General features: G+C 41.5%; 25 protein-coding genes and 1 tRNA gene. 6 read left to right on the plus strand and 20 right to left on the minus strand.

Annotation, left to right across the window (positions count from 1 at the left end):
- Nucleotides 1-137: 137 nt before the first annotated feature.
- The 8 genes from B7703_RS05945 to cshA all read right to left on the minus strand — a co-directional run bounded on the left by B7703_RS05945 (nt 138) and on the right by cshA (nt 10,108).
- Nucleotides 138-2,780, minus strand: coding sequence for a LysM peptidoglycan-binding domain-containing protein (locus B7703_RS05945; protein WP_084924016.1), 2,643 nt, complete (start codon nt 2,778-2,780; stop codon nt 138-140).
- A gap of 350 nt (nt 2,781-3,130) precedes the next feature.
- On the minus strand, nt 3,131-4,510 hold the full coding sequence (vex3, locus tag B7703_RS05950) for an ABC transporter permease subunit Vex3 (RefSeq protein WP_084924017.1): 1,380 nt from the start codon (nt 4,508-4,510) through the stop codon (nt 3,131-3,133).
- A 161-nt stretch (nt 4,511-4,671) separates the two neighbouring features.
- The gene (gene vex2, locus B7703_RS05960; protein WP_024057461.1) at nt 4,672-5,319 is read right to left on the minus strand and encodes an ABC transporter ATP-binding subunit Vex2; all 648 of its coding nucleotides are present in this window, start codon (nt 5,317-5,319) and stop codon (nt 4,672-4,674) included.
- Between the two features lie 12 nt (nt 5,320-5,331).
- Entirely contained in the window at nt 5,332-6,609 is a 1,278-nt protein-coding gene (locus tag B7703_RS05965) for an ABC transporter permease (protein WP_084924019.1), read from the minus strand.
- Between the two features lie 136 nt (nt 6,610-6,745).
- Nucleotides 6,746-6,831: transfer RNA gene (locus tag B7703_RS05970), tRNA-Leu, on the minus strand.
- Between the two features lie 79 nt (nt 6,832-6,910).
- Nucleotides 6,911-7,486, minus strand: a complete 576-nt coding sequence (locus tag B7703_RS05975; protein WP_084924020.1) for a cysteine hydrolase family protein — start codon at nt 7,484-7,486, stop codon at nt 6,911-6,913.
- Entirely contained in the window at nt 7,483-8,274 is a 792-nt protein-coding gene (gene codY / locus B7703_RS05980) for a GTP-sensing pleiotropic transcriptional regulator CodY (protein ID WP_084924023.1), read from the minus strand. Before codY ends, B7703_RS05975 begins: the two co-directional genes overlap by 4 nt.
- A 256-nt stretch (nt 8,275-8,530) precedes the next feature.
- Nucleotides 8,531-10,108, minus strand: a complete 1,578-nt coding sequence (cshA, locus tag B7703_RS05990; protein WP_084924024.1) for a degradosome RNA helicase CshA — start codon at nt 10,106-10,108, stop codon at nt 8,531-8,533.
- Between the two features lie 329 nt (nt 10,109-10,437).
- Between cshA and B7703_RS05995 the strand changes: the two genes are divergently transcribed.
- The 5 genes from B7703_RS05995 to B7703_RS10085 all read left to right on the plus strand — a co-directional run bounded on the left by B7703_RS05995 (nt 10,438) and on the right by B7703_RS10085 (nt 15,411).
- Nucleotides 10,438-11,754, plus strand: coding sequence for an FAD-containing oxidoreductase (locus B7703_RS05995; RefSeq protein ID WP_084924026.1), 1,317 nt, complete (start codon nt 10,438-10,440; stop codon nt 11,752-11,754).
- Nucleotides 11,755-11,852: 98 nt separating this feature from the next.
- Nucleotides 11,853-13,196 (plus strand): lipid II isoglutaminyl synthase subunit MurT, encoded by a 1,344-nt coding sequence (gene murT, locus B7703_RS06000; RefSeq protein WP_084924027.1) that lies wholly within the window; start codon nt 11,853-11,855, stop codon nt 13,194-13,196.
- The gene (gene gatD, locus B7703_RS06005; RefSeq protein WP_084924028.1) at nt 13,196-13,978 is read left to right on the plus strand and encodes a lipid II isoglutaminyl synthase subunit GatD; all 783 of its coding nucleotides are present in this window, start codon (nt 13,196-13,198) and stop codon (nt 13,976-13,978) included. The genes murT and gatD overlap by 1 nt, the downstream gene beginning before the upstream one ends.
- A 126-nt stretch (nt 13,979-14,104) precedes the next feature.
- Nucleotides 14,105-15,187 carry a M24 family metallopeptidase gene (locus tag B7703_RS06010; RefSeq protein WP_084924030.1) on the plus strand — a complete coding sequence of 361 codons (1,083 nt, stop codon included), beginning with the start codon at nt 14,105-14,107 and terminating at the stop codon, nt 15,185-15,187.
- Nucleotides 15,188-15,216: 29 nt separating this feature from the next.
- Nucleotides 15,217-15,411: a hypothetical protein gene (locus tag B7703_RS10085; protein WP_239822245.1), complete on the plus strand. Its 195-nt coding sequence runs from the start codon at nt 15,217-15,219 to the stop codon at nt 15,409-15,411.
- Between the two features lie 60 nt (nt 15,412-15,471).
- Here B7703_RS10085 and B7703_RS06020 read toward each other — a convergent pair.
- The 9 genes from B7703_RS06020 to B7703_RS06065 all read right to left on the minus strand — a co-directional run bounded on the left by B7703_RS06020 (nt 15,472) and on the right by B7703_RS06065 (nt 22,746).
- Nucleotides 15,472-16,820, minus strand: a protein-coding gene (locus B7703_RS06020) for an IS3 family transposase (RefSeq protein ID WP_142358199.1) whose coding sequence is annotated in 2 segments (ribosomal slippage) — nt 15,472-16,379 and nt 16,379-16,820 — 1,350 coding nt in all. Because the reading frame shifts where the segments join, the coding sequence is not laid out codon by codon here.
- Between the two features lie 221 nt (nt 16,821-17,041).
- The gene (locus tag B7703_RS06030; RefSeq protein ID WP_020903644.1) at nt 17,042-17,503 is read right to left on the minus strand and encodes an ECF transporter S component; all 462 of its coding nucleotides are present in this window, start codon (nt 17,501-17,503) and stop codon (nt 17,042-17,044) included.
- Nucleotides 17,481-18,254: a bifunctional hydroxymethylpyrimidine kinase/phosphomethylpyrimidine kinase gene (locus B7703_RS06035; RefSeq protein WP_084924034.1), complete on the minus strand. Its 774-nt coding sequence runs from the start codon at nt 18,252-18,254 to the stop codon at nt 17,481-17,483. The genes B7703_RS06030 and B7703_RS06035 overlap by 23 nt, the downstream gene beginning before the upstream one ends.
- The gene (gene truA / locus B7703_RS06040; RefSeq protein ID WP_084924035.1) at nt 18,244-18,993 is read right to left on the minus strand and encodes a tRNA pseudouridine(38-40) synthase TruA; all 750 of its coding nucleotides are present in this window, start codon (nt 18,991-18,993) and stop codon (nt 18,244-18,246) included. Before truA ends, B7703_RS06035 begins: the two co-directional genes overlap by 11 nt.
- 99 nt (nt 18,994-19,092) lie before the next feature.
- Nucleotides 19,093-20,244 (minus strand): MFS transporter, encoded by a 1,152-nt coding sequence (locus tag B7703_RS06045; RefSeq protein ID WP_023946242.1) that lies wholly within the window; start codon nt 20,242-20,244, stop codon nt 19,093-19,095.
- Between the two features lie 229 nt (nt 20,245-20,473).
- On the minus strand, nt 20,474-21,103 hold the full coding sequence (locus tag B7703_RS06050; RefSeq protein ID WP_000033942.1) for a Pr6Pr family membrane protein: 630 nt from the start codon (nt 21,101-21,103) through the stop codon (nt 20,474-20,476).
- 2 nt (nt 21,104-21,105) lie between these two features.
- Nucleotides 21,106-21,444 (minus strand): zinc ribbon domain-containing protein YjdM, encoded by a 339-nt coding sequence (locus tag B7703_RS06055; protein ID WP_020903640.1) that lies wholly within the window; start codon nt 21,442-21,444, stop codon nt 21,106-21,108.
- Nucleotides 21,445-21,573: 129 nt separating this feature from the next.
- The gene (gene cmk / locus B7703_RS06060; protein ID WP_024057474.1) at nt 21,574-22,245 is read right to left on the minus strand and encodes a (d)CMP kinase; all 672 of its coding nucleotides are present in this window, start codon (nt 22,243-22,245) and stop codon (nt 21,574-21,576) included.
- Nucleotides 22,246-22,254: 9 nt separating this feature from the next.
- Nucleotides 22,255-22,746 carry an SAG1386/EF1546 family surface-associated protein gene (locus B7703_RS06065; protein WP_023946238.1) on the minus strand — a complete coding sequence of 164 codons (492 nt, stop codon included), beginning with the start codon at nt 22,744-22,746 and terminating at the stop codon, nt 22,255-22,257.
- A 45-nt stretch (nt 22,747-22,791) separates the two neighbouring features.
- Between B7703_RS06065 and B7703_RS06070 the strand changes: the two genes are divergently transcribed.
- Nucleotides 22,792-22,989 (plus strand): ferredoxin, encoded by a 198-nt coding sequence (locus B7703_RS06070; protein ID WP_004235080.1) that lies wholly within the window; start codon nt 22,792-22,794, stop codon nt 22,987-22,989.
- A 57-nt stretch (nt 22,990-23,046) separates the two neighbouring features.
- On the opposite strand, the gene B7703_RS06075 is transcribed toward B7703_RS06070, so the two are convergent.
- From B7703_RS06075 to B7703_RS06085, 3 genes are all read right to left on the minus strand, one after another.
- The gene (locus B7703_RS06075; protein ID WP_084924177.1) at nt 23,047-24,012 is read right to left on the minus strand and encodes a glycosyltransferase family 2 protein; all 966 of its coding nucleotides are present in this window, start codon (nt 24,010-24,012) and stop codon (nt 23,047-23,049) included.
- A 1-nt stretch (nt 24,013) separates the two neighbouring features.
- A complete protein-coding gene (galE, locus tag B7703_RS06080) occupies nt 24,014-25,033 on the minus strand; it encodes a UDP-glucose 4-epimerase GalE (protein ID WP_045605967.1) in 1,020 nt (339 codons plus the stop codon).
- A 102-nt stretch (nt 25,034-25,135) separates the two neighbouring features.
- Nucleotides 25,136-26,239 carry an NAD(P)/FAD-dependent oxidoreductase gene (locus B7703_RS06085; protein ID WP_084924036.1) on the minus strand — a complete coding sequence of 368 codons (1,104 nt, stop codon included), beginning with the start codon at nt 26,237-26,239 and terminating at the stop codon, nt 25,136-25,138.
- Between the last annotated feature and the right edge of the window lie 9 nt (nt 26,240-26,248).

Raw genomic sequence — 26,248 nt, forward strand, 5'->3', positions numbered from 1 at the left:
TTTCTTAGAATAAATACCTACTCTATTTTTATTATAGCCTCTTACTAACCTTTTGTCTTTAAGAAACTTTCTACTAGATAAAACAAAGAGAGCCTATCGCTCTCTCTGCTCACATTTCACTCCCTATGGAATGAAAATTATTTAGCTGCTTTTGAAAATGTTACAACGTAGTTATAATCTTTCCCATTAGCTTGATATACATAGTCCTCTTTAAAAGTATAGCCGCGTTTGCTCAACTCTTCTTTCTTAGCATCAACTTGGCTCTTAACCGCTTCTTTCACCTGTTCATTTGTTGAACCTTCCGTGACTTCAAGAGGAGTTCCATTGATATCTCCTAGGAAACCTGCAATATCTTTCATTTGATCAAAGTTATAAAAAACATTGACTTTGACCTTTTGAGGAGCTGGCTGTTCTAGACTTCTACGATTTCTGCTAGCGCGTGGTTGAACTGCTGGAGCCATTCTGAAACCTGAAGTTCCTGTAGCCTCCTTAGTGAATGTAACGACATAGTTATAATTTTTCACAGTAGTATCTTGTTCAAAAATAATGTCATTTTTCACATGATACCCTCTAGCAGCTAGGTCTTTTATCTTGGCTTGAATTTTTTCTTTTACTAATTCTTTTGCCTGTGCTTCATTCGTTCCAGCAGGAATTGTGACAGTATTATCTTCTCCCGGGTCAGATAGGAAGCCATGAATATCTGGCATTCCTGCGAAGTTATAGCTAATATTGACAGTTCCATCTGGTTCTGATGTTGAACGTGCCACTCTTCTTGCTCTTGCTTGAACTGATGGGGCATTTCTAAAACTTGAAGTCCCTTCTGAAGTTGAAGAAGGTTGTGCTGGAGTTGTTGCTGTAGCTTCACCTGATCCATGACCTATTGCTGTACTTCCATCATTAATAGTAGTACCCTCATTACGACCATTTGTTAAATTATCTTTATTATAATTTGGTGCTGGTAATTCTTCACCTGGAACATTAATCTCATCAATCTTAGTTTGATATTCATCCGTAGCGTCTACTGCTGCATCGTGATCTTTAGCATTATTTATCGCTTCTAATCCTGCTTCTTTTAAATCTTTTAATTGAGCTTCTAACTTAGCTTTTTCTGCTTCATCTTTAACTTTTTCAATTTCACTAAGTTTTGAAGCCGCAATTTTTTCAATAACATCTTTTCCATCTTTTTTTGCTCCCTCAAGTTTTTCATCTTTAGGTGCTACTTCTTCAGACGGAGTTTCTTCTTTGGGTGTTGCAACTGGCTCTTCCGCTTTCGGTGATGGAGCTGATGGTTCCTCAGCTTTCGGTGTTGGAGCCACTGGCTCGTCCGCTTTTGGTGCTGGTGTCGTTGGTTCTTCTGCTTTCGGTGCTGGGGCTGCTGGTTCTTCCGCTTTCGGTGCTGGTGTTGCAGGTTCTTCCACTTTCGGTGCTGGTGTCGTTGGTTCCTCGGCTTTCGGTGCTGGCGCCGTTGGTTCTTCCACTTTTGGCGTTGTAGCCGCTGGTTCCTCCGCTTTTGGTGCTGGCGCTGCTGGTTCTTCCGCTTTCGGTGCTGGTGCCGCTGGCTCTTCTACTTTTGGCGCTAGAGCTGCTGGTTCCTCGGCTTTTAGTGCTGGCGCTGCTGGTTCTTCCGCTTTCGGTGCTGGTGCCGCTGGCTCTTCTACTTTTGGCGCTGGGGCTGCTGGTTCCTCGGCTTTTGGTGCTGGGGCTGCTGGTTCCTCAGCTTTCGGTGCTGGGGCTGCTGGTTCCTCAGCTTTCGGTGCTGGTGCCGCTGGCTCTTCCACTTTCGGTGCTGGGGTTGCAGGTTCTTCCACTTTCGGTGCTGGTGTCGTTGGTTCTTCGGCTTTTGGCGCTGGTGCCGCTGGCTCTTCTGATTTTGGTGCTGGTGCCACTGGTTCCTCTGCTTTTGGCGCTGGTGACACTGGCTCTTCCGCTTTTGGCGCCGGTGCCGCTGGCTCTTCTGATTTTGGCGCCGGTGCCGCTGGTTCTTCTGATTTTGGCGCCGGTGCCGCTGGTTCCTCTGCTTTCGGTGCTGATACTGATGGCACTGGAACTTCAGAACTTGGATTTGAAGCTACAGGTTGATTTGTAGCCCCTGTATTTGAAGGGGCATTGTCTGTTACTGGACTTGATTCACCTGAATCAGCACTAGTTGTAGCGCCCAGTGATGGAGTATTTGAAACTTCTTCCCTTGTTTCTGCTTTTAGCGTTGCTGTGACTGAGGTTTCTGATTTCGATGCCGGAGATACTGACTCTTCAGCTCTCGCTGCTGACACCACTGGTGTTTCCACAACTACTGGTGTCGTTTGTTTAACTGTAGTAGTTTGCTCTCCAGTTACAGTATCTGTCTTTGTTTCAACTTCATAACTTTGACAGCTACCAGAATTATCAATTGACACTCGCTGTCTTTTGACTTCTGTATTTCCATCTTTTAGAAAAGTCTCTTCGCTAAAATACAATTTATTATTGACAAAAATCAAATCTCTATTTGCAATACGATTTATCTCAACTAAACTATCAACAGATAGTCCTGTTGCTCCACTAATAGCACTCAGTGTATCTCCCCACTTAATAGTGTAGTGTGATAAATTGTCTATATTTTGAATATCAGCTTTTACTTCTGCAACTGTTCTGGCTACCCAAACACCATCTTGTTCGTTAGCGGAAACAGTTGGAGCTAAAAAGCCCAGTCCCAATAAAATCACACCTGTCGCAACAATTGCACCAGTTCTTAATTTTCTAAAGCCACGTAGGGATAATGTCCCTCTAACATTTGTTTGTCTCATTGTTTTCCTCACTATTTTATATTTTTTAAAAAGGCAAACTCAGCCACAGTAGGCCCGTCTACCTTTGCAGTCTGGATAGGTATCTACAGGTTTTCTATTTATTTAAAAGCAAATTATGAATAAATTTTTATGCATATTTGAATATAGAAATTGCAAATTATCCTTCCACTGAATTCAACGATTTTAGTATATCACATACACCAGAAAAAGTACAAAGAAAGCAACTGAAAGCAATGATTTTCACCACTGCTTTCGACTCTATTTTGAATTGTTAAATATGCATTCTCTATCCACCATTCTGGAATAGAAAAACAAGATGCAATCTTTATTCCAGACTAATTTTTTTAAACTTATTCACCATCCAGCAAGAGCTCTTTTGGTTGTTTTCTAAGGAGATTGCTTGAAGCAAGCGCCATAACGAGAACCACTAGAACCAAGGCAAGGACAAAGACGATGATAAAGTCTGATGTCTGAATGGAAATATCTAGGCTCGACAAGGTCTTACTAAAGCCATCTACTTCTGCACCACCACCAAGGTTAGAGGCTTGAGCAGCCTTGCTAGCTTGCTTGGCAACACCTGAAGTGACATTGGCAAGAACAGTATTTCCGATTGCACGCGCTGTGTAAGTAGCTAAGAAGTAAGCAGAAACAAGAGCAGGGATGGCAATCAAGATGGATTCAGTGATGAATTGACCCAAGATACTTGCCTGCTTGAGACCGATAGAGAGGAGAATTCCCACTTCCTTGCGACGGGCGTTGATCCAAAGGCTGAGCAAGAGGGCAAGGAGAATAACTGAGAAGCTCAAGCTACCCCAGAAGAGGAGATTGGCCATCTTGTACATACCAGAGATGGATTGCTCAAGAGCTGGATAGTTAGATGAGCTCTTAACAAGTGTGTAGCTCTTCCAGTTGATACCGCTGATACCGTTCAACTCTTTCATGACATCATCCAAGTTTTTGTCTGCTGTTACAAAGAAGGTTGCGTCCCCATAAATGGCTGTGTCTTCTGTGTATCCATAAAGCTTTGCAGCAGTGTGAATGTCTGTGATAGCTGTATTTTCATAGAGTTCTTGTGAGTAGGTTACTGCTGACTTATTATGACCATCAAAGAGTCCCTTGATTGTCACTTCGACTGTTTCCTTGGCTCCTTTTTCATTGTCTGCATCGTAGATATTGGAGTCTAGTTTAACCTTATCCCCGACTTTCCAGCCGTGTTTGGCTGCCAAGTCCTTGTGCAGGAGGATCTTGTCCTTGTCGTCGTTTGTTAAGTGCTCTCCTTCGACCAGCTTATAAGAACCAGAGACAAACTTGTCTTCTTTAGAGGAGTCATTGACACCTGTAATCATCAAGCTACTTCCAAAATGTTTAGCACGATCAGGTGTCAGATTTTTCTTGGTATCTGGAGTTTCGATGAGTTCATAGCCAGTCAAATCTCCGATAGCGTTGATGCGTTTCACATAAGACTCAATGGCCTTGTTTTCGGTGATTTTTTTGATGTCCTCACCCTTAATATTCCCAGCACCACGTGGCGTTCCTTGATTGACGCGACGATTGATTTGCATGGAGAAGCTATTGGTGATATTTTTAAAGGTCTCCTGAGAAGCCTTGGCAGTAGCTCCCTTGATCGACAAGCCGACCAAACTCAAGCTCGCCATGAGGAGAATAATCAGGAAGATGACAATCGATTTGAAAAACTTCCTTGTAACATAGGCAAATGCATTGTGTAACATAGGTTCCCTTTCTAGATGTTGTTCTATTTTATAGTTCTGATACTCAATGAAAATCAAAAAGCAAACTAGGAAGCTAGCCGTAAGCTGTACTTGAGTACGGTAAGGCGATGCTGACGTGGTTTGAATTTGATTTTCGAAGAGTATAACAGAAAAAGCTCGTATTATTTCGTAGTATTGCGAGTTTCAGTCAGTTTCTTGTCCTTCAACTCAAGTGTAATATCTGATGCTTGTGCCACTTCTTTGCTGTGAGTTACGACGATGACACATTTACCTGTTTTCTCGGCAAGTGATTTGAGCAGTTCGACAATATCTCCAGCAGTTTTAGGGTCCAGATTTCCCGTTGGCTCATCCGCTAGAATAACTGGAGCTTCTGAGACCAAACTACGAGCAATAGCAACACGTTGTTGTTGACCACCTGATAACTGGAGAACATTCCGCTTGATCTGACTTTCATCCAAACCAAGCTCAAGCAGTGTATCCTTGCTTGCCTTTTTGTTGACCAAGCGGATATTTTCCAGTGGAGAAAGATAATCTATCAAGTTATAATTTTGAAAGACCAGGGAAATATGGTGCATACGATGGTAGGAATAGCCCTTCTTACGAATATCCTCTCCTTGGAAAAGGATAGAACCTTCAACAGGACTATCTAGACCAGCCAGTAGGGACAAGAGAGTGGATTTTCCTGCTCCTGACTCCCCAATAATACTGTAAAATTTCCCGGGTTCAAAATTATAATTGATCTGATATAGGACTGCTTCAGCAGTGTTCTTATAACGGTAGGTAACATCTTGTAATTGTAATAAAGTCATGATTTCTCCTTCTTAACTAATAGATGATAAAATTTCTTTAGGCGATTTTCTAAATAAGAATAGGAAACAAAGGGCTACAGATAAGCAACTAAGCAGAACTAGAAAAACATAGGATTCTGCAAAAGATAGGATGCTGGTTGATAGACTGCTTGCTTTGGCTAGTGTACCTTGTAAGCTTGCCTGATCTCCACTTGCTAGTAGAGTTTGGAGTAGGTAAGATGTGATGGCGTTTCCTGCAACAAATGCTGGAAGCAAAGCTCCGAGAGATACCAAAACTACCTCTAAGCAGAATTGTAGGAAGATCGAGCTCTTGCCTTTTCCAAGTGCCAGTAAAATTCCCACTTCATAGACTCTTTCTCTCAACCAGAGAGACAAGACAAGAATCAAGGCTCCTGCTCCTGCTATCAACATTCCATAAAGGAAGATGGTCAGAAAAGTTTGGAAGGTAGCAACTGAGTCTTTGATTTGTTCAAAAGCCTTGTTTTCCTTTTCAACTTGATAGCCTTGATTTTCCAAGGCCAAGTTTTCTACCTGCTTCATGAGTCCGTCCATTTCCTTAGGATTTTCTATATAGAAGCGAGCTGCAGTGACTAGAGATTCACCATTACCCAAAAGGCTTTGGCTACTTTCATAGTCTGTAAAGACCTGGTTTTCACTGAAGTCTGAAGACAAGCCTGTAAATTTCTCTTGCTTTTTACCAGAAAAGATGCCGACAATCTCAAACTCTACTGTTTGTCCTTTGCCAGCTTCTGACTGACCAGCTTCTAAGGTAATCTTGTCATGAAGCGAAAGACTATTCTTCTTAGCCAGCTCTTCGTGGATGATGATTTTCTTTGAATCCCCTTTTTGAAGGTGTCGCCCTTCTTTTAGATTGAAAGCCGAGCTGGTAAAGGTAACATCCTTAGATGAATCTTCAAGAGCCGTTAAGCTAACCAAATTCTTATCCGCAGCGGACAAATCATCACGTTCCACGCTCTGCTCGCCACTCACTGCTTCCTTGTCTTTTAGTTTTGCGACCGTCTCGAGTTCAGGAGAAACATTTTCCAGTCCCTTAATCTTGCTTACAGATACTAGGTCCGACAGCTTGAAAGTCTGACCGTTCTCTATCTTCTTAATAGAAAAAGAGGTATTGAGTGATTTGTAAAGATTGGTTTCCACTGTTTTGTTGGACTTCATCAGAGTCAAACAGGCCGAAATTCCAGCCAATAGGACCAATAAAATCAGAAATAAAATAAAACTTCTCAGTCGTTTTCTGCTGACATAAGCCCAAGCTCTTTGGATTGGATTCATTTGTCACCTCCATATTTGTAAGACTATTATAAAATCCAAATATGAAATGTTTATGAAATACAAAAAAAGAGCAAAAATTTTTTGCTCTACTTGAATTATATGAAAAAAGAGCTAGCCTAAGCTAACTCTTATCCTATGCGGAGAGAGGGACTTGAACCCTCACGACCTAAAGCGGTCACAGGATCCTTAGTCCTGCGCGTCTGCCAATTCCGCCATCCCCGCGTCGATTACTTTACTAGTATATCAACTTTTGGGATTCTTGTCAACACTTTTTTTCAATTTTTTCATTTCATCAACCAAATTACTCAGAAATTTCATTTAGATTTTCATCTACTAACTTAGCTCCGAGTGTATTTTTGAAATGACCTAGGGCAAATTGATGGTTTTCAGGCCAGATAGATGCAACAGCTGGTTTAACAATCTCGATGTCATATCCTAAATTATAGGCATCTATAGCTGTATGCAGGACACAGATATCCGTCAAAACTCCGGTTAAAATAACTGTAGAAATTCGACGCTCTCTCAAACGGATATCCAGCTCAGTCCCTGAAAAAGCTGAGTAATGGCGTTTATCCATCCAAAAGACACGACTGTCTGAACCATGCTCTTGATAAAAGGTCCCCAAATCTCCGTATAAATTCCGTCCACTAGTCCCAATCAAATTGTGAGGAGGAAACAGCTTGCTTTCTGGATGGAAACAATCGTTTTCTTCGTGAGCATCGATGGTAAAGAAGATGTAATCTCCTCTTTCAAAAGCCAATCGAGTCACCTTGCTGATGGCATCTGAAATAGCCTGAGCTGGAGCGCCTGCTGTCAATTTTCCACTATCAGCAACAAAATCTTCTGTATAATCAATCGAAATCAAAGCCTTAGTCATTTGTAATCTCTTTTCTTCACTTCTTCAAAAATATCTGAAATCAAGACCTTAAGATAGGTTCCCTTCATTCCAAGTGAGCGACTTTCAATAATTCCCGCAGACTCAAGTTTACGAAGAGCATTGACAATCACAGAACGGGTAATACCGATACGGTCTGCAATCACAGACGCAGTCAACTGCCCTTCATTTCCATTTAATTCCCCTAAAATTGCTGAAACAGCACGGAGTTCGGAGTAAGACAGAGTATTAACCGCCATGGTAACAGCAGTACGGCGACGGATATTTTTCTCATCTTCTTCACGCTGGAAGTTGAGGAGTTGAATCCCAACAACGGTACTCGCAATCTCAACAAGAATCAAGTCCTCGTCTTCGAATTTTTTATCATTGCGCCAAATAATCAAAGAACCAAGGCGAATCCCTGATACATGAATCGGTGCAATAGTCGTCAAACCGTCTGGAAAGTCGGCACGACTTTCCACAGGAAAAATACTTAAATCATGATCAACTGTCAGATTGGCTTCTGTATCGTAGATCATGTTCGCACCTTGAATGTAGTCATCCGGGAAAATTTTAGTTTGGAAGAATTGCTCTACACGATCTGTATTGGTTTTGTAACGCATAAAATAGCCAAGGAGACGTCCCTTGCTATTGACGATACAGGCGTTACAGTCAATAATATCTGCCAATTGACGGGTAATCGCATTGTAGGGAAGTTCTTCCTGCAACTGCTCGTCTGAGCGCTTCAGGATAGAAGTAATTTTTCTAGTTTTTTCTAATAAATGTGCCATTTTTCACCTCGAATTTAATCGCTATCATTATAACATAAACAGCTTGAATTTTCAATTATTATCTGAAAATTGCTTATTTAATTGCAATTTGAAAAAACAAGAATATTTTTAATTAAATTGCTTCTTTTCTATTGACAAGACCTCTATTTTTGTGTATTATAATATTACAAGAAGATAATATATCTATTTTATTTATCTTTCTTTTTCCATTCGGTCTCCTTATATAAAAAAGCGATTCATTTTGAACCGCTTTTTCTTATTTATCGCCCTTGTTACGAATAACAAAACCTGTTTTCTTTTCGCTTGAAGTATTGCGTGGTTTTTTATTGTCTTTATTACGGTAACGTCTGTCTTTATCAAAACGATCATTGCCACGACTTCCTTTTTTGAAATCATCACGACGACCATTGCCACGGCGATCACGGTCTCGACGGTCGTCCCCACGACGGCCTCCACGACCTCCCTTAGCTTTACCACCGAATCCATTACCTGATGGTTTAAATGGCAGTGGTTTTTCACGTGCAATCTCCACTTCAGGAAGACTATCTGGGTCTTGAACAGTCAGACTCAAGATATACATTGCCAATTCTTCTGGAGTAAATTCGGTAGCCAGCTTACGAGCATCCTTACCAAATTTCTCAAAGTTGGCACGGATAGTCTCATCTGCAAAATCACGTTCGATTTTCTTGAGAGCTACGTGTTTTTTAGCTTGGAAGGCTTCTTCTGCACTTGCAGGTTTGAGACCTTTCATGCGTTTCTTAGTCAAGTTTTCAATGATTTGGAGGTAGCCCATTTCATTTGGTGAAACGAAAGTAATAGACTGACCTGACTTACCAGCACGACCTGTACGACCGATACGGTGAACATAACTTTCAGGATCTTGTGGAATATCATAGTTATAGACATGGGTCACACCTGAAATATCTAAACCACGCGCTGCAACGTCTGTCGCAACCAAAACATCAAGATTGCCATTTTTAAAGTCACGAAGGACACGAAGACGTTTGTTTTGGTCTAGGTCTCCATGAATTCCTTCTGCACGGAAGCCACGGATTTTCAAACCACGAGTCAATTCATCTACACGGCGTTTGGTACGACCAAATACGATAGCAAGCTCAGGCTGTTCCACATCCATGAGACGAGTCATGGTATCAAATTTTTCTTGTTCTTTGACTCGGATATAGTATTGGTCAACCAATTCTGTTGTCAATTCCTTAGCAGCAATCTTGACATGCTCAGGTTCTTTCATAAACTGAACACCGATACGTTTGATAGCATCTGGCATAGTTGCTGAGAAAAGCAAAGTTTGACGGTTTTCAGGGACACGAGAAATGATAGCTTCGATATCTTCAAGGAAGCCCATGTTGAGCATTTCATCCGCTTCGTCAAGGATAAGAGTTTCAATATCTTGTAATTTCAAGGCCTTACGTTTAATCAAGTCCAAGAGGCGACCTGGAGTTCCCACCACGATATGGGCACCAGATTTAAGAGCCTTAATTTGCTTTTCAATGCTTGATCCGCCATATACTGAACGGACTTTGACTCCCTTACTACGACCAAAGCGGAAGAGCTCTTCTTGACTTTGGACAGCTAGTTCACGAGTTGGAGCGATGACCAAGGCTTGGATGGTCGCTTCTTCTGTACGGATTTTTTCAAGGGTTGGCAAGCCAAAGGCTGCAGTTTTTCCTGTACCAGTCTGAGCTTGACCGATAACGTCCTTACCTTCAAGAGCTAAGGGAATAGTTTGTTCTTGGATCGGACTGGCTTCTACAAAACCAGCTTTTTCAATCTCTGCTAGCAAATCAGCAGACAAGTTTAATTCATTAAATTTCACGTTCTTCTTCTTTCTAAAGGTGGTGCGAAGCCACCCTATAGGGCTTAGTTTATACTTTTCTTTTTATGACGTATTTTCATATACTGGATACAAAATCGTGTTGCTTCTTTTCCACAAAAGAAAAGTACTGTTTTCTTTGCAACCTATCTAGTATAACACAAGAACAGAGCAAAAGATAGCCCAATCCATCGATAAACTCATGTAAACGATTTTTCAGAGAAAATAAGGATGAAATTTCCACTATTTCATAAACTTTTTTAAAGCGTAGCAGAATTGTGCAAAAGTTTTTTTCTTGTGCTAGAATGAAATTCGAATAGGAGGAACTCTAAATGTTAACTTATGATTTAATCGTTATCGGATTTGGTAAAGCTGGTAAAACACTAGCTGGTAAATTGGCTTCAGCTGGCAAAAAAGTTGCCCTCGTTGAACGTAGCAAAGCTATGTACGGTGGAACTTGTATCAACATCGGATGTATCCCAACTAAAACTTTGCTAGTTGCTGCTGAAAAAGACTTGTCTTTTGAAGAAGTGATTGCTACCAAAAACACTATCACTGGTCGCCTCAACGGTAAAAACTATGCGACTGTTGCTGGTACAGGCGTAGATATCTATGATGCGGAAGCTCACTTCCTTTCAAATAAAGTCATCGAAATCCAAGCTGGTGATGAAAAGAAAGAACTGACTGCTGAAACAATCGTCATCAACACTGGTGCTGTTTCAAACGTATTGCCAATCCCTGGACTTGCTACAAGCAAAAACGTCTTTGACTCAACAGGTATCCAAAACTTGGACAAATTGCCTGAAAACCTTGGAGTCCTTGGTGGTGGAAATATCGGTCTTGAATTTGCTGGTTTATACAACAAACTTGGAAGCAAGGTCACAGTCCTAGATGCCTTGGATACTTTCCTTCCTCGTGCAGAACCTTCCATCGCAGCTCTTGCTAAACAATACATGGAAGAAGACGGTATTGAGTTGCTTCAAAACATCCGTACTACTGAAATCAAAAACGACGGTGACCAAGTGCTTGTTGTAACTGAAAATGAAACTTACCGTTTCGACGCCCTTCTCTACGCAACTGGACGCAAACCAAATATAGAACCACTTCAACTTGAAAATACAGATATTGAACTAACTGAACGTGGCGCTATTAAAGTGGACAAACATTGTCAAACAAACGTTCCTGGTGTCTTTGCAGTTGGAGATGTCAACGGTGGCCTTCAATTTACTTACATTTCACTTGATGACTTCCGTGTTGTTTACAGCTACCTTGCTGGAGATGGCAGCTACACACTTGAAGACCGTCTCAATGTACCAAACACCATGTTTATCACACCTGCACTTTCACAAGTTGGTTTAACTGAAAGCCAAGCAGCTGATTTGAAACTTCCATACGCTGTTAAGGAAATTCCTGTTGCAGCCATGCCTCGTGGTCACGTAAATGGAGACCTTCGTGGAGCTTTCAAAGCTGTGGTTAATACTGAAACAAAAGAAATTCTTGGAGCAAGCATCTTCTCAGAAGGTTCTCAAGAAATCATCAACATCATCACTGTTGCTATGGACAACAAAATTCCTTACACTTACTTCACAAAACAAATCTTCACTCACCCAACCTTGGCTGAGAACTTGAATGACTTGTTTGCGATTTAAGTTGAGATTTAATCGTATCGAACAGCCCTCCTTGGGCTGTTTTTACTTCTGCGGAATCTCAAATCTGTCTTTTCCTTCTTTTATGATATAATAGAAACATGAAATTAAAAACTACTTTGGGCCTTCTTGCTGGGCGTTCTTCCCACTTCATTTTAAGCCGTCTTGGCCGTGGAAGTACGCTTCCAGGAAAACTTGCCCTTCAATTCGATAAAGATATTTTACAAAACCTAGCTAAGAACTACGAGATTGTCGTGGTGACTGGAACCAACGGAAAAACCTTGACAACTGCTCTCACTGTCGGCATTTTAAAAGAGATTTATGGTCAAGTTCTGACCAACCCAAGCGGTGCCAACATGATTACAGGAATTGCGACAACCTTTTTAACAGCCAAATCTTCTAAAACTGGGAAAAATATTGCCGTCCTAGAAATCGACGAAGCCAGTCTATCTCGTATCTGTGACTATATCCAGCCAAGCCTTTTTGTCATCACGAATATCTTCCGTGACCAGATGGACCGCTATGGTGAAATTTACACAACTTACAAGATGATTTTGGATGCCATTCGTAAGGTGCCTACGGCTACTGTTCTCCTTAATGGAGACAGTCCACTTTTCTACAAGCCAGCTATTCCAAATCCTGTACAGTATTTTGGTTTTGACTTAGAAAAAGGACCCGCTCGAGAAGCTCACTACAATACAGAAGGAATTCTCTGTCCTGACTGCCAAGGCATCCTCAAATATGAGCACAATACCTATGCCAACTTGGGGGCCTATATCTGTGAAAATTGTGGCTGCAAACGTCCTGATCTCAACTATCGCTTGACAGAATTGGTTGAGTTAACCAACAATCGCTCTCGCTTTGTCATTGACGGACAAGAATACGGTATCCAAATCGGTGGTCTCTACAATATCTACAACGCCCTAGCTGCGGTTGCCATCGCCCGTTTCCTTGGTGCAGATTCACAACTCATCAAGCAAGGATTTGATAAGAGCCGTGCTGTCTTTGGACGCCAAGAAACCTTCCATATCGGTGACAAGGAATGTACCCTCGTCTTGATTAAAAATCCAGTCGGTGCAACCCAAGCTATCGAAATGATCAAACTAGCACCTTATCCATTTAGCCTATCTGTCCTCCTCAATGCTAACTATGCAGACGGAATTGATACCAGCTGGATCTGGGATGCTGATTTTGAACAAATCACTGACATGGATATTCCAGAAATTAACGCTGGAGGTGTTCGTCATTCTGAAATCGCACGTCGCCTACGAGTAACTGGCTATCCAGCTGATAAAATTACTGAAACAAGTAGTCTGGAACAAGTTCTTAAGACCATTGAAAACCAAGACTGCAAGCATGCTTATATCCTGGCTACCTATACTGCTATGCTTGAATTCCGCGAACTGCTGGCTAGTCGTCAGATTGTTAGAAAGGAAATGAACTAATGGTTTATACTTCACTTTCCTCAAAAGCTGGCAATTACCCTTATCAGCTCAACATTGCCCACCTCTACGGAAATCTCATGAATACCTACGGGGACAATGGAAACATCCTCATGCTCAAGTATGTGGCTGAAAAGCTGGGAGCCCATGTGACCGTTGACATCGTTTCTCTCCATGATGACTTTGACGAAAATCACTACAACATCGCCTTTTTCGGTGGCGGTCAAGACTTTGAACAAAGTATTATTGCAGACGACCTACCTGCTAAAAAAGAGAGCATTGATAACTACATCCAAAACGACGGTGTGGTTCTGGCTATCTGTGGTGGTTTCCAATTATTGGGGCAATATTATGTTGAAGCTTCAGGGAGACGTATCGAAGGACTAGGGGTCATGGGCCACTACACGCTCAACCAGACCAATAACCGTTTTATCGGGGACATCAAGATTCACAATGAAGATTTCAATGAAACCTACTATGGATTTGAGAATCATCAGGGCCGTACCTTCCTCTCAGATGACCAAAAACCACTGGGACAGGTTGTCTATGGAAATGGAAATAACGAAGAAAAAGTCGGCGAAGGGGTTCATTATAAGAATGTCTTTGGTTCCTACTTCCACGGGCCTATCCTCTCTCGTAATGCCAATCTAGCTTATCGCCTGGTCACTACTGCCCTCAAGAAGAAATACGGTCAGGATATCCAACTTCCTGCCTATGAGGACATCCTCAGCCAAGAAATCGCTGAAGAATACAGCGACGTCAAAAGCAAGGCTGACTTTTCTTAAACAAAGGAAAATGATATCAAAGAACTCCCTATCTTATCGGAGTTCTTTTTAGCTGTTCTTTTACCCTTCTCCCTTGCATTTTCTCTCTTTTTTTGCCAAAATAGAGGAGTAGAAAGAAGGTAGCATATGTCTAAATTACAACAAATCGTAACATATCTTGAATCAGAAAAACTAGACGTCGCTGTCGTATCTGACCCCGTCACAATCAATTACCTCACTGGCTTTTACAGCGATCCCCATGAACGCCAAATGTTCCTTTTTGTCCTAGCAGATCAAGAACCCCTCCTCTTTGTCCCAGCCCTTGAAGTGGAGCGTGCTACTAGCACTGTTTCCTTCCCAGTTGTGGGCTATGTGGATTCTGAAAATCCATGGCAAAAAATGAAACATGCTCTTCCACAGCTTGATTTCAAACGTGTCGCTGTTGAGTTTGACAATCTCATCTTGACCAAATATCATGGCTTGAAAATAGTCTTTGAAACTGCTGAGTTTGAAAACCTCACTCCTCGTATCCAACGCATGCGCCTCATCAAATCAGCTGATGAAGTGCAAAAAATGATGGTTGCAGGTCTCTATGCTGACAAGGCAGTTAAGGTTGGTTTTGACAATATTTCTCTTGATAAGACTGAGACAGATATCATCGCTCAAATTGACTTTGCTATGAAACGTGAAGGCTATGAAATGAGCTTTGACACCATGGTCTTGACAGGTGATAATGCTGCAAATCCACACGGTATTCCAGCAGCAAACAAGGTTGAAAATGATGCTCTTCTCCTCTTTGACCTCGGTGTTCTGGTCAACGGCTATGCTTCAGATATGACTCGTACAGTCGCTGTTGGTAAACCAGACCATTTCAAGAAAGATATTTATAACTTGACTCTTGAAGCCCAACAAGCTGCTCTTGACTTTATCAAACCAGGTGTGACTGCCCATGAAGTGGACCGCGCTGCCCGTGAGGTCATCGAAAAAGCTGGTTACGGTGAATACTTCAACCACCGTCTCGGTCACGGTATCGGTATGGATGTCCATGAATTCCCATCTATCATGGAAGGAAACGACATGGTCATCGAAGAAGGCATGTGCTTCTCTGTTGAACCAGGTATCTACATCCCTGGTAAAGTCGGTGTTCGTATTGAAGACTGCGGTGTTGTTACCAAGGATGGCTTTGACCTCTTTACAAGTACCAGCAAAGACTTGCTTTATTTTGATTAATATTCATCTAATACTCAATAAAAATCAAAGTGCAAACTAGGAAACTAGCCGCAGGTTGCTCAAAACACTGTTTTGAGGTTGTAGATAAGACTGATGAAGTCAGCTCAAAACACTGTTTTGAGGTTGTGGATAGAACTGACGAAGTCAGTAACCATATCTACGGCAAGGCGACGTTGACGCGGTTTGAAGAGATTTTCGAAGAGTATAAAATCTTCCCACAATAAAACGCATAGTATCAAAATTTTTCAACACCTGTACTGACCCCAAAAAGTTAGACAATTAATTTATCCAAAGGATTTAGTTCTGTATTGCACAGGGCTAAGTCCTTTTAGTTTTACCTTAATTCGTTTATTGTTGTAGTAATCAATATAGTCTACAATGGCTTGTTCCAATTGCTTAAGCGACTGAAATGACTTCTCATAACCATAAAACATCTCCGATTTCAGAATGCCAAAGAAGGACTCCATCATACCATTGTCCGCGCTGTTACCTTTACGTGACATGGATGCTTGAACTCCCTTACTCTCTAGGAACCGATGATAAGAATCGTGTTGGTATTGCCAGCCTTGGTCACTATGGAGAATCGTATTCTCATAGTGCTTCTCTGTGAATGCCTGTTTTAACATGCTCTTCACTTGTTCCAAGTTCGGTGAAGTAGACAGATGATAAGCGATGATTTCGCTGTTGAAACCATCTAAAACTGGTGATAAGTAAAGCTTTTGAGTACTTGCTGGAATGGCAAATTCTGTCACATCTGTGTAGCACTTTTCCATTGGTTTAGAACCTTCAAATTGACGTTGAATAAGGTTATCTGCCTTCTTGCCAACGTCTCCTTTATGAGAAGAATATTTTCGTTTCTGTCGCATTTTAGCTTGTAAATTGAGTACTTTCATCAAGCGTTGAACTCTTTTATGATTTACCAGATAACCACGATTTCTTAGTTCTAAATGAATCCGACGATAACCATAATTTTCCTTGTGTTCGGTAAAAATAGCTTGAATTTCAGCTTTAAGCTTTTGATCCTTATCTGGTTTGTCTAGCTGTTTCAAATGATAGTAGTAGGTCGAACGAGCGAGTTTAATGGTTTTTAGAAGAATATCTAACGAAAACTCAGTCATTAATTCTTGAACAATTTCTGTCTTTCTTCTTTCTCTTTTTCCTCCTTCAAGCGGAGTTCTCTCAACTTTTTTAGGACAGCATTCTCCGCTCTCAGGTACTCATTTTCTGCTTGAAGACGTTCTAATTCTGTCCTCTCTTCAGGTCTCGTTTTTGGCTTACGTCCCATTTTAGGTATTCTCCCTCTTGTTTTCTCAACAATAGTATACCCGTTTTTCTTGTATTGTGCTAGCCAATTAAGAAGTATCGTACGACTTGGGAGGCCGTATTCAAGAGAAACTCTATCTTTAGTCCAGCCTTCATGTAAGACTTTATGAATCATTTCTTGTTTGAAATCAGGAGAATAGTAACGATTTTTTCCTTTTTTAACGAACTCTATTTCGTAACGATCAATCAATTTAATCATGTACCTAATATTAGAATTGTTTATCCCAAATTTATTTGAAAGCTTCTCTAAGCTATATCCTTGTTTTCTAAGTTCATAGATCTGAACTTTATCATCATAAGTTAATTTCATAATAAAAATACCCCAAAAGTTAGATTTTTTCTGTCTAACTTTTGGGGTGCAGTTCAACCTGATACTATGCGTTTTTCTTATTTGAAAGACTTTTGACTCAGCCTCTTTATACTCAATGAAAATCAAAGTGCAAACCAGGAAGTTAGCCGCAGGTTGCTCAAAACACTGTTTTGAGGTTGCAGATGGAAGCTGACGTGGTTTGAAGAGATTTTCGAAGAGTATTACTTAATCTTCTTGATACTTTGACTAAGGATAAATCCTACAATCATCCCTACCATATTTTGCATGAAATTTGGTAAAATTTCTGGTAGGGCTGCAGCCCAGCCATTCATCAATGCAGAACCCAAGGCGTAACCCCCTACCATGGCAATCGTTGCTAAGATAAGGCCTAACCACTGAGTTTTTCCTTTAAATCCTGCGAAAAATCCCTGCAAGCCATGGTTAACCAAGCTAAAGAACATCCACTGAGGATATCCTGATAAGAGGTCAATCAAGAAACCTGCTAGTCCTCCTACTACAGCCCCTTCACGACTACCAAAGTAGAAGGCCGTAAAGAAGACACCCGCATCTAAAAGAGTTAGAATGCCTGTCGGTGTTGGAATTTTTAAGAAATAACCTAGAACCACAGAGAGGGCGGTTAATAGGGATACAAGGGCGATTTTAGTTGTTTTGGTTTGCTTCATATTGTCTTACTCCATACTGATCTGCTTGTGCGATGGCACGGTAAACGAAAGCCTTAGAGCTTTCTACTGCTGCTAAAAATTCATAACCTTTAACCAAGTGACTGGCAATGCTGGAGGCAAAGGTACAACCTGCACCAGCATTTTGCCCTTGGATGACAGGATTTTCTAGGACTGTAAAGTTTTGTCCATCATAAAAGACATCTACAGCCTTGTCCTGACTAAGGCGATTTCCTCCCTTGATAATGACTGCAGGCACTCCTAATTCATGCAATTTCTGTGCTGCAGCCTTCATGTCTTCCAAGGTTTTAATTTCCTGACCAGCCAATAATTCTGCTTCTGGGAGGTTAGGCGTAATCACACTGACATGAGAGAAAAAGCGAATCAACTCTTGGCAGAGTTCACTTACAGCCACGTCGTGCGTTTCCTTGCAGACCAAGACAGGGTCCAATACCACAGGTACACCTGGGCGCTGCTTGATAAAGTCCAATGCTTTCTCAGCCACACTGACAGTAGGAAGAAGACCGATTTTAATTCCCCCAAACTCCACATCACGCAAGCTATCTAATTCATGTTGAAAAATGGTATCGTCAGTTGGAAAGACTTCAAATCCTTTTTCTGTCAAGGCTGTCAAACAAGTCACTGCTACAAAGCCATGCAAGCCGTTCAAGGTATAAGTAGCCAAATCAGCTGACAAACCACCACCACTAAAAATATCATTTCCAGAAAGTGCTAAAATACGATTATTCTTCATAACGAATCTCCTTTAAATATAAACCATTTGGTGCTGCAGTGGGACCTGCAAGCTGCCTGTCCTTTTTCTCCAAGATGAGGTCAATCTGCTCTACTGGCATGCGGTTATTGCCGATTTTAAGCAGTGTCCCCACCATATTACGAATCTGCTTATACAAGAAACCATTTCCTGAAAAGGTAAAGGTCAAAAACTGGCCTGTCTCATCAACCCTAAGACTAGCTTCTGTGATGGTGCGAACCTTATCCTCTACACTAGTCCCAGAGGCTGTAAAACCGGTAAAATCATGAGTTCCCTCTAACTTTTTGATTGCAATCTGCATGCGTTCCACATCGAGTGGATAGGGAAAGTGAGTGGCATAGTGACGGCGCATAGGATTCTTGGGACGTCCCCTATCCACAATAAACTCATAGGTCTTGCTATGCTTGGCATAACGGCAATGAAAATCATCCGCCACAAGCTCAATCGAAATCACATCAATATCTTCAGGAGACTGGGTGTCCAAAGCAAAACGGAGCTTCTCCTCATCCATTTGATAAGGCAGGTTAAAATGAATAACCTGTCCCAGGGCATGAACCCCACTATCTGTCCTACCAGCACCGTGAACAGTAATGGCTTGCCCTTTATTTAACTTGGTCAAGGTTTTTTCAATTTCTTCCTGAACACTACGCGCATGAGGCTGGCGCTGAAAACCAGCAAAGGCGTAACCATCATAGGAAATAGTTGCTTTATATCTTGTCATAACTTCTATTTTATCAAGAAAATAATCTGTAAACAAGGCCCTAAATCAAATAGTGTCTGGGTACAAAAATCCAAAAAAGAAAAACTTAGGAAACCAATCCTAAGCTCTCTTTTGAAGTAGGTACATGACAAAGATAGAGGTTACAATTAACCAAGATCCTAAGATAGCAAAGACCAACATCCCATTGTGAGTTAATAAGCCAATTGCACCTAGAACGAATGGAGTCGTAAAGGCTCCGAAACTACAGCCTAAAACTGCAAATGAGGTTGCTTGATTGAGGAGTTTAGCTGGAATTCTTTCAGAGACAAGTTGAAAGACTGTCGTCAAGGCTACACTGTAGGCAAAGCCAGCCAGAATACTTCCTGCCACTACCACCCACAAGGATGGAGACAAGGCAATCACAATTTGCCCCAAGCCGAAGGTAATACCAGACCAGAGGAGCAGTTTCTCTTTAAATATTGAAATCAGGAAAGAAAAACTCACACCAGCCACAATCCCGATTAACTGCATGACACTAAGAACAAAACTAGATAACTGGGCATCTCCCAGTCCTCTTTCCACCATCAGACTTGGAATACGGATGGTAATAGCTGTATTGGTACAAACTACAACCGCCGCTTCAATAGCTAAGATAAAAATCAAGCCCTTCATTTCCCGAGTTAAGCGACTTGCTTCCTTCGTTTTTTTCTTGACTTCTTTCTTTTCTTTTCCATAAGGTACAAAGAGCAGATAAAGGATCAGAACTAAAAATCCAGCACTATAAGCTAAGAAAGTAGCTGTCCAACCAAAGGCCAACAATTGGCCGACTGCCAAGGTAATGAGAGAAGCCCCAACGACCTCTGCAGAACCGCGTAGCCCTAACATCTGAATTCTCGTTTTTCCTTGATAGCGTTCACTGATAATAGAAATGGCCTTGGCATTGATCATCCCAACACCTAAACCAAAAAGAATCCGTGTTCCAAAGACAAAAGGATAAGCTTGGTACCAAAAGGGAGCAGTTCCACTTAGTGATAAAATCAGCAATCCCAAACTGATCTGTAAGCGCTCAGGAAATATTTTTTCTAAGAAACCATTTAGTAATAACATAATCATGATTCCAAAGGAAGGCAAGCTCGCCAAGAGCTCAATTTGTTCCTTAGGATAACCTTGATAATAGTCAAACATGGCTGGCAGGGCACTCGAGATGGAAAAGGACGTAATCAAAACGAGGGAGAGAGCCAAAATACTGGCCCGTTCTAAAAATTGTTTCATGAAATCTCTTTCTATATTTCTCTTAATCTTCTACTTTTTTGATAGTCATCAAACAAGCAAGAAAAGAAGAAGCCTCTTTAGTGTACAGACTCCTTCTTAAACTCGAAAATGAATCCCTTGTGTCTTATACTCAATGAAAATCAAAGAGCAAACTAGGAAGATAGCCGCAGGCTGTACTTGAGTACGGCAAGGCGAAACTGACGTGGTTTGAAGAGATTCTCGAAGAGTATTAGGATGACTTTCTCTTGATTTGCTTGATAAAGTAGAAGATAAATCCTGCCACCATATAAGCAACAAAGATAATCAGACACCACTTGAACACGACATCCCAACCCTTGTTCACATTCAAAAAGAAGTACGGGAAGGGACTGACCTTAGAATTAGGAACATCAAGTTTCAATACCAAGCCATTAAAAAGAGCAAAAATCATATACAGCAAGGGTAAAATCGTCCACACAATTGGGTCCCAAATCTTGTATTGACCCTGTTTGTCAAAAAAGAGGGTATCCGCTAAAAACCAAAGGGGAACGATATAGTGGCAAAGGAAATTTTCCAGAGTATAGAAATTAGTCGCAATGGGCGCTAAGAGGAAATGGTAAATCACACAGGTAATCATGATACTCATGGTAACCCCACCTTTTAAGCGCAAGAGACTTGGTCTTTGCCAGTTTTCACCTAAACGGCTCATAACCTTTAGGAGATAGAGCGTAAAAATCGCTACTAAAAGGTTGGACAGAACCGTATAATAGAGAAGCATCCCAAATCCACCATGCTTGGCGATTTCAAGATAAACTCCCGTAAAAGCCGCTAGAAACAAGAAGATACGGCTATAAAATACTAGTTTATAGTGCTTTGACATGCTTAAATTTTCTTCACAAACTCTGATTTGAGTTTCATGGCACCAAAGCCATCGATTTTACAGTCGATATTGTGGTCGCCTTCTACGATGCGAATATTTTTCACACGCGTTCCTTGTTTCAAATCTTTTGGCGCACCTTTTACTTTCAAGTCCTTGATGAGGGTTACTGTATCACCGTCAGCCAATTTATTTCCGTTGGCATCGATAGCGACAAGACCTTCTTCTACTTCTGCAACTTCAGCAGGATTCCACTCATGAGCGCACTCTGGGCAAACCAGTAGGGCACCGTCTTCGTAGACATACTCTGAGTTACATTGTGGGCAATTTGGTAGGTTGTTCATGGTTTCTCCTTATCATCATTCACTATTCTTTGAAAATCAAAATTTCTCGAACAGCAACTATTATACCTTAAAATCAGCATTTTGACAAATTTAGAAAAAACCGATATCAATCTATCGGCTTTTCTACATCTACATTCTTTTTTTAGCTTCTGCTTTGATTTTTTCAACTACTTCTTGAATGTTCAAGCCAGTTGTATCAAGGTAGACAGCATCCTCTGCTTGTTTGAGAGGCGAAGTCTCACGATGACTATCCTTGTAGTCACGCGCAGCAATTTCCTCTTTTAGGGTTTCAAGGTCTGTTTCAATTCCCTTGGCAATATTTTCCTTGTAACGGCGCTCTGCTCTCTCATCAACAGAAGCTACTAGGAAAATTTTTAATTCTGCTTGTGGCAATACAACAGTCCCAATATCGCGACCATCCATGACAATCCCACCTTGCTGGGCAATCTCTTGTTGGAGAGAAACTAGTTTCTCACGAACTTCAGGAATTGCCGCAATAGCAGAAACGTGATTGGTCACTTCATTTTCACGGATAGGATGGGTAATATCCACATCTCCTACAAAGACAAGCTGTTCTCCAGTTTCTGAGCGCCCAAAGCTGATTGGATGCTGGTCCAATAAGTCTAAGAGTTCTTCAACTTGTTCAACTCCTAATTGGTTCTTGAGAGCCATATAGGTCGCTGCACGATACATGGCACCTGTATCGAGGTAAGTATAACCAAAATCCTTGGCAATAATCTTTGCGACCGTACTCTTGCCACTTGAAGCTGGACCATCGATAGCAATTTGAATCGTCTTCATTTATGACTCCTATCTAGTCTTAATCACATCTCCAGGATTTGCAAACCAAGATCCTGTAGCCATATGCCCAGGATTCAAAGCCTCTAACTGAGCAATCGAGATTCCTGCACGAGCGGCAATGGCTGCTTCTCCTTCTCCAGCCATAACTTTTGTAGTCCCTTCTGGATCATTTGGATGTTCTGAGCTACTAGATGACTCTTCTACCTTCTCCTCTGAACTAGAAGATGCCTGCTCTGAACTACTACTAGAAGTAGAAGAAACTTGCTCTACTTTTGTATCTGAATCGTGAAAATCTTTCAAGGCTGCTGTGCGATTACTCCCACCCGATGAAAGATAGATAAGAACAATAATCATCACAACTACAATCACAAAGAAAATACTTGCTAAAATAGTCAAGATACGATTAGCCAGCACTCCTCCACCTTGTTCTCTCTTACGACGTTCTGATCTTGTTTCTTCTTGATTCTCATAAATATCTTCTTGCCACGGTTCTTTTGCCATACCTTACTCCTTGTTTTTTTTTACTTTTCTTATTACAATATAAATATGAAAATCACACTTATACCTGAACGTTGCATTGCCTGCGGGCTTTGCCAAACTTATTCTGAATTATTTGATTACCACGATAATGGAATCGTGCGTTTTTACGATGACCCTGACCAACTAGAAAAAGAAATCTCTCCTAGTCAGGACGTCGTAGAAGCTGTTAGAAACTGTCCAACACGTGCCTTGATTAAAGATTAACCCTGATATCGACAAGAACGTTCCACTCCTTCTAGTTTAGCATATTTCCATGCAAAATTATAGTCTTTTCTCTTTATTTTTTTCTGTAAAATCAGGAAGGTCACTTTTTTCTTTGACGAGATAAAGTGGTCTTTTTTTAGTCTCTAGATAAATCTTACTGATATACTTGCCGAGAATCCCAATGGTCAAGAGTTGAATCCCTCCGAGAAAGAGAATAACAGCCATCAGAGAGGTCCAACCCGATGTCGGATTGCCCAAAATAAGGGTTCGAACTACAACAAAAAAGGTCATAAGTAGAGAAATAAAACAAGATAAGAGACCTGCCACAAAGGCGATAATCAAGGGAAAATCTGAAAAGTTAACAATCCCTTCAATAGAGTAGAAAAAGAGTTGCCTAAAACTCCAACTGGTCTTGCCAGCCTGCCTTTCGACATTTGGATAGTCCAGATAGTGGGTTTTAAAGCCGACCCAGGCAAAGAGTCCCTTCGAAAAGCGATTGGACTCAGTCAAGCTTAAAATGGCATCCACTACAGATCTTCTCATCATGCGAAAATCACGGACACCTGACGGCAAGGCTACTGGACTAATTTTTTGCATAAGACGATAAAAGAGATTAGCACAGAAACTGCGAAAGAAGGGTTCTCCCCCTCGACTGGTTCTGCGTGTTCCAACACAGTCTAAATCTGCATTCTGGTCTAGTAAATTTTTCATCTCAAGCAACATACCAGGAGGATCTTGGAGGTCTGCATCCATCACCACCACTAGATCTCCTGTCGCATATTGCAAGCCTGCATACAGGGCTGCTTCTTTGCCGAAATTTCGCGAGAAAGAAATATAATGAACTGCCGAATTTTGCTCCCGATAGGTCTTTAAGAGTTCCAAGGTCCCATCACTTGATCCATCGTCGACAAAGACATACTCGATTTCTGTTTCCAAATCTGGAAGTAAAGCTTCCAAAGCCTGATAAAAAAGAGGAAGTACTTCCTCTTCGTTTAAACAGGGGACAATGATTGACATCACCATCTTAGTCTTCAAATCCATTTGGATGCTTGCTTTGCCAACGCCATGCGTCTTCACACATTTGGGTGATGCCTAATTCTGCTTCCCAGCCGAGTTCTGCTTTGGCTTTTGCAGGATCTGAATAGCAGGCTGCGATATCCCCTGGGCGACGGTCTACGATACGGTAAGGAATTGGACGTCCCACCGCTTTTTCCATGTTTTGGATAATTTCAAGAACTGAGTAGCCTTTACCTGTTCCAAGGTTATAAACGTTTAGGCCTGAACCTTTTTGGATTTTTTTCAGAGCTGCGACGTGACCTTTAGCCAAATCGACAACGTGGATATAGTCACGAACACCAGTTCCGTCTTCCGTATCGTAATCGTCTCCAAACACTTGCACTTGCTCTAATTTTCCAACGGCTACTTGAGTCACATATGGCAAGAGATTGTTTGGAATACCGTTTGGATTTTCTCCCAAATCTCCGCTCTCATGAGCTCCGATTGGGTTGAAATAACGAAGTAAGACCACATTCCATTCTGAGTCCGCCTTATAGATATCGGTCAAAATTTCCTCTAGCATAAGCTTAGTACGGCCGTATGGATTGGTCACTGAAAGTGGGAAATCTTCCAAAATTGGCACTGTATGAGGATCTCCGTAAACTGTCGCAGAAGAACTGAAAATAATGTTTTTACAGTTGTTTTCTTCCATGACCTTCAAAAGACTAACAGTTCCAGCGATATTGTTGTCATAGTAGGCAAGAGGAATACGGGTAGATTCACCGACAGCCTTCAAGCCAGCAAAGTGAATGACACCAGTTGGTTCTTCTTGTTTGAAAATGTCACGAAGAGTATCTGTATCACGGATATCTGCCTCATAGAAAGGCACTTCAACTCCTGTAATTTTCTCAACAACTTCTAAACTTTTTCTGTTACTATTCACAAGGTTATCCACCACAACAACCTGATGACCTGCTTGGATTAACTCAATAACAGTGTGGGTTCCGATAAAACCTGCTCCACCCGTTACCAAAATCTTTTCTTGCATCTTCTTTCCTCGATTCTCGGATTATTTTTTCTTATTTTACCATTTTTGATAGGGAATGTCATTTGCCATCCTAGAGGAGAGGCTAAAATTTCAGTAAAATGCTTATTCGCTTTTTACCCGTTTGACATAGTTTTCAATTGGGTAGTTTAGAGGGTCCAAGGTTAACTCCCTATCTTGAATCAGTTGAGCTAGATGGTAACCAATGATAGGACCAGTTGTGAGGCCTGATGAACCTAGTCCACTAGCAGCATAGACACCTGCTAATTCTGGCACCTGCCCAAAGAAAGGTGAGAAATCACTGGTATAGGCACGGATTCCCACACGCTCAGCTCTTGAAGTCGCTCTAGCTAAAACTGGATAGTGAGGCAAGGCTGCCTCCTCCATTTGTTTAAGCAAGGTTTCATCTACCGTAAAATCAAATCCCATGTCATTTTCATGAGTAGCTCCTAGGGATAATTTCCCACCTGCAAAAGGAATCAAATCCCACTCCCCTTCTGGCATAACAACAGGGTAAGCTTCCATGTCTTGGCCAAGCTGATAATCTCGGAGTTGCCCCTTTTGGGGACGAACATCTACTTCATAACCTAAAGGCTCTAACAGGTGTCCCAACCAAGCTCCCGTCGCCAAAATAACCTGATCAAACACCTCTTCGTCAATCTGGTAGCCTGATGCTAACGGTGTCAGAGTCACTTTTTCTTTGACCAGCTTGACCTGACTGGCTTCCAGCAAATGAGTCACTAAGAGTTGACCATCTACTCTCGCTCCACCAGAAGCATAGAGCAGGTGATCAAATCCCTGTAAGCCAGGGAATAATTCATTAGCTGATGCTGGGTCCAGAATGGCTAATTGCCCTATCAAGGGAGATTCTTCTCTGCGCTGGAAGGCTAGTTGATAGAGTTCTTCCAACTTAGTTTCATCCTTTTTCAGGAGAAAGACTCCCGAACGCTGGTAAAAGTCGATTTCTTGTCCTGACTTGTCTAAATCAGCTAATAAATCCACATAAAAGTCAGCCCCCAAGCGCGCCATTTTGTACCAGGCCTTATTGCGGCGTTTGGAAAACCAAGGGCTGATAATTCCTGCTGCGGCCTTGGTAGCTTGACCTTGTCCATGGTCAAAAACGGTCACCTCTAGGTCACTTTCTTTAGAGAGGTAGTAGGCAGCTGTTGCACCTACAATCCCTGCTCCGATAATGGCAACTTTTTTCATTGTTTTTAC

Source organism: Streptococcus mitis (genome assembly GCF_002096735.1).
Taxonomy (GTDB): Bacteria; Bacillota; Bacilli; order Lactobacillales; family Streptococcaceae; genus Streptococcus; species Streptococcus mitis_CZ.

Bases quoted from the DNA above. Each gene is read 5' to 3' on its own strand.
- B7703_RS05945 (WP_084924016.1), bottom strand. From the start codon at position 2,780: ATGAGACAAACAAATGTTAGAGGGACATTATCCCTACGTGGCTTTAGA.
- vex3 (WP_084924017.1), bottom strand. From the start codon at position 4,510: ATGTTACACAATGCATTTGCCTATGTTACAAGGAAGTTTTTCAAATCG.
- vex2 (WP_024057461.1), bottom strand. From the start codon at position 5,319: ATGACTTTATTACAATTACAAGATGTTACCTACCGTTATAAGAACACT.
- B7703_RS05965 (WP_084924019.1), bottom strand. From the start codon at position 6,609: ATGAATCCAATCCAAAGAGCTTGGGCTTATGTCAGCAGAAAACGACTG.
- B7703_RS05975 (WP_084924020.1), bottom strand. From the start codon at position 7,486: ATGACTAAGGCTTTGATTTCGATTGATTATACAGAAGATTTTGTTGCT.
- codY (WP_084924023.1), bottom strand. From the start codon at position 8,274: ATGGCACATTTATTAGAAAAAACTAGAAAAATTACTTCTATCCTGAAG.
- B7703_RS05995 (WP_084924026.1), top strand. From the start codon at position 10,438: ATGTTAACTTATGATTTAATCGTTATCGGATTTGGTAAAGCTGGTAAA.
- murT (WP_084924027.1), top strand. From the start codon at position 11,853: ATGAAATTAAAAACTACTTTGGGCCTTCTTGCTGGGCGTTCTTCCCAC.
- gatD (WP_084924028.1), top strand. From the start codon at position 13,196: ATGGTTTATACTTCACTTTCCTCAAAAGCTGGCAATTACCCTTATCAG.
- B7703_RS06010 (WP_084924030.1), top strand. From the start codon at position 14,105: ATGTCTAAATTACAACAAATCGTAACATATCTTGAATCAGAAAAACTA.
- B7703_RS06030 (WP_020903644.1), bottom strand. From the start codon at position 17,503: ATGAAGCAAACCAAAACAACTAAAATCGCCCTTGTATCCCTATTAACC.
- B7703_RS06035 (WP_084924034.1), bottom strand. From the start codon at position 18,254: ATGAAGAATAATCGTATTTTAGCACTTTCTGGAAATGATATTTTTAGT.
- truA (WP_084924035.1), bottom strand. From the start codon at position 18,993: ATGACAAGATATAAAGCAACTATTTCCTATGATGGTTACGCCTTTGCT.
- B7703_RS06045 (WP_023946242.1), bottom strand. From the start codon at position 20,244: ATGAAACAATTTTTAGAACGGGCCAGTATTTTGGCTCTCTCCCTCGTT.
- B7703_RS06050 (WP_000033942.1), bottom strand. From the start codon at position 21,103: ATGTCAAAGCACTATAAACTAGTATTTTATAGCCGTATCTTCTTGTTT.
- B7703_RS06055 (WP_020903640.1), bottom strand. From the start codon at position 21,444: ATGAACAACCTACCAAATTGCCCACAATGTAACTCAGAGTATGTCTAC.
- cmk (WP_024057474.1), bottom strand. From the start codon at position 22,245: ATGAAGACGATTCAAATTGCTATCGATGGTCCAGCTTCAAGTGGCAAG.
- B7703_RS06065 (WP_023946238.1), bottom strand. From the start codon at position 22,746: ATGGCAAAAGAACCGTGGCAAGAAGATATTTATGAGAATCAAGAAGAA.
- B7703_RS06070 (WP_004235080.1), top strand. From the start codon at position 22,792: ATGAAAATCACACTTATACCTGAACGTTGCATTGCCTGCGGGCTTTGC.
- B7703_RS06075 (WP_084924177.1), bottom strand. From the start codon at position 24,012: ATGGTGATGTCAATCATTGTCCCCTGTTTAAACGAAGAGGAAGTACTT.
- galE (WP_045605967.1), bottom strand. From the start codon at position 25,033: ATGCAAGAAAAGATTTTGGTAACGGGTGGAGCAGGTTTTATCGGAACC.
- B7703_RS06085 (WP_084924036.1), bottom strand. From the start codon at position 26,239: ATGAAAAAAGTTGCCATTATCGGAGCAGGGATTGTAGGTGCAACAGCT.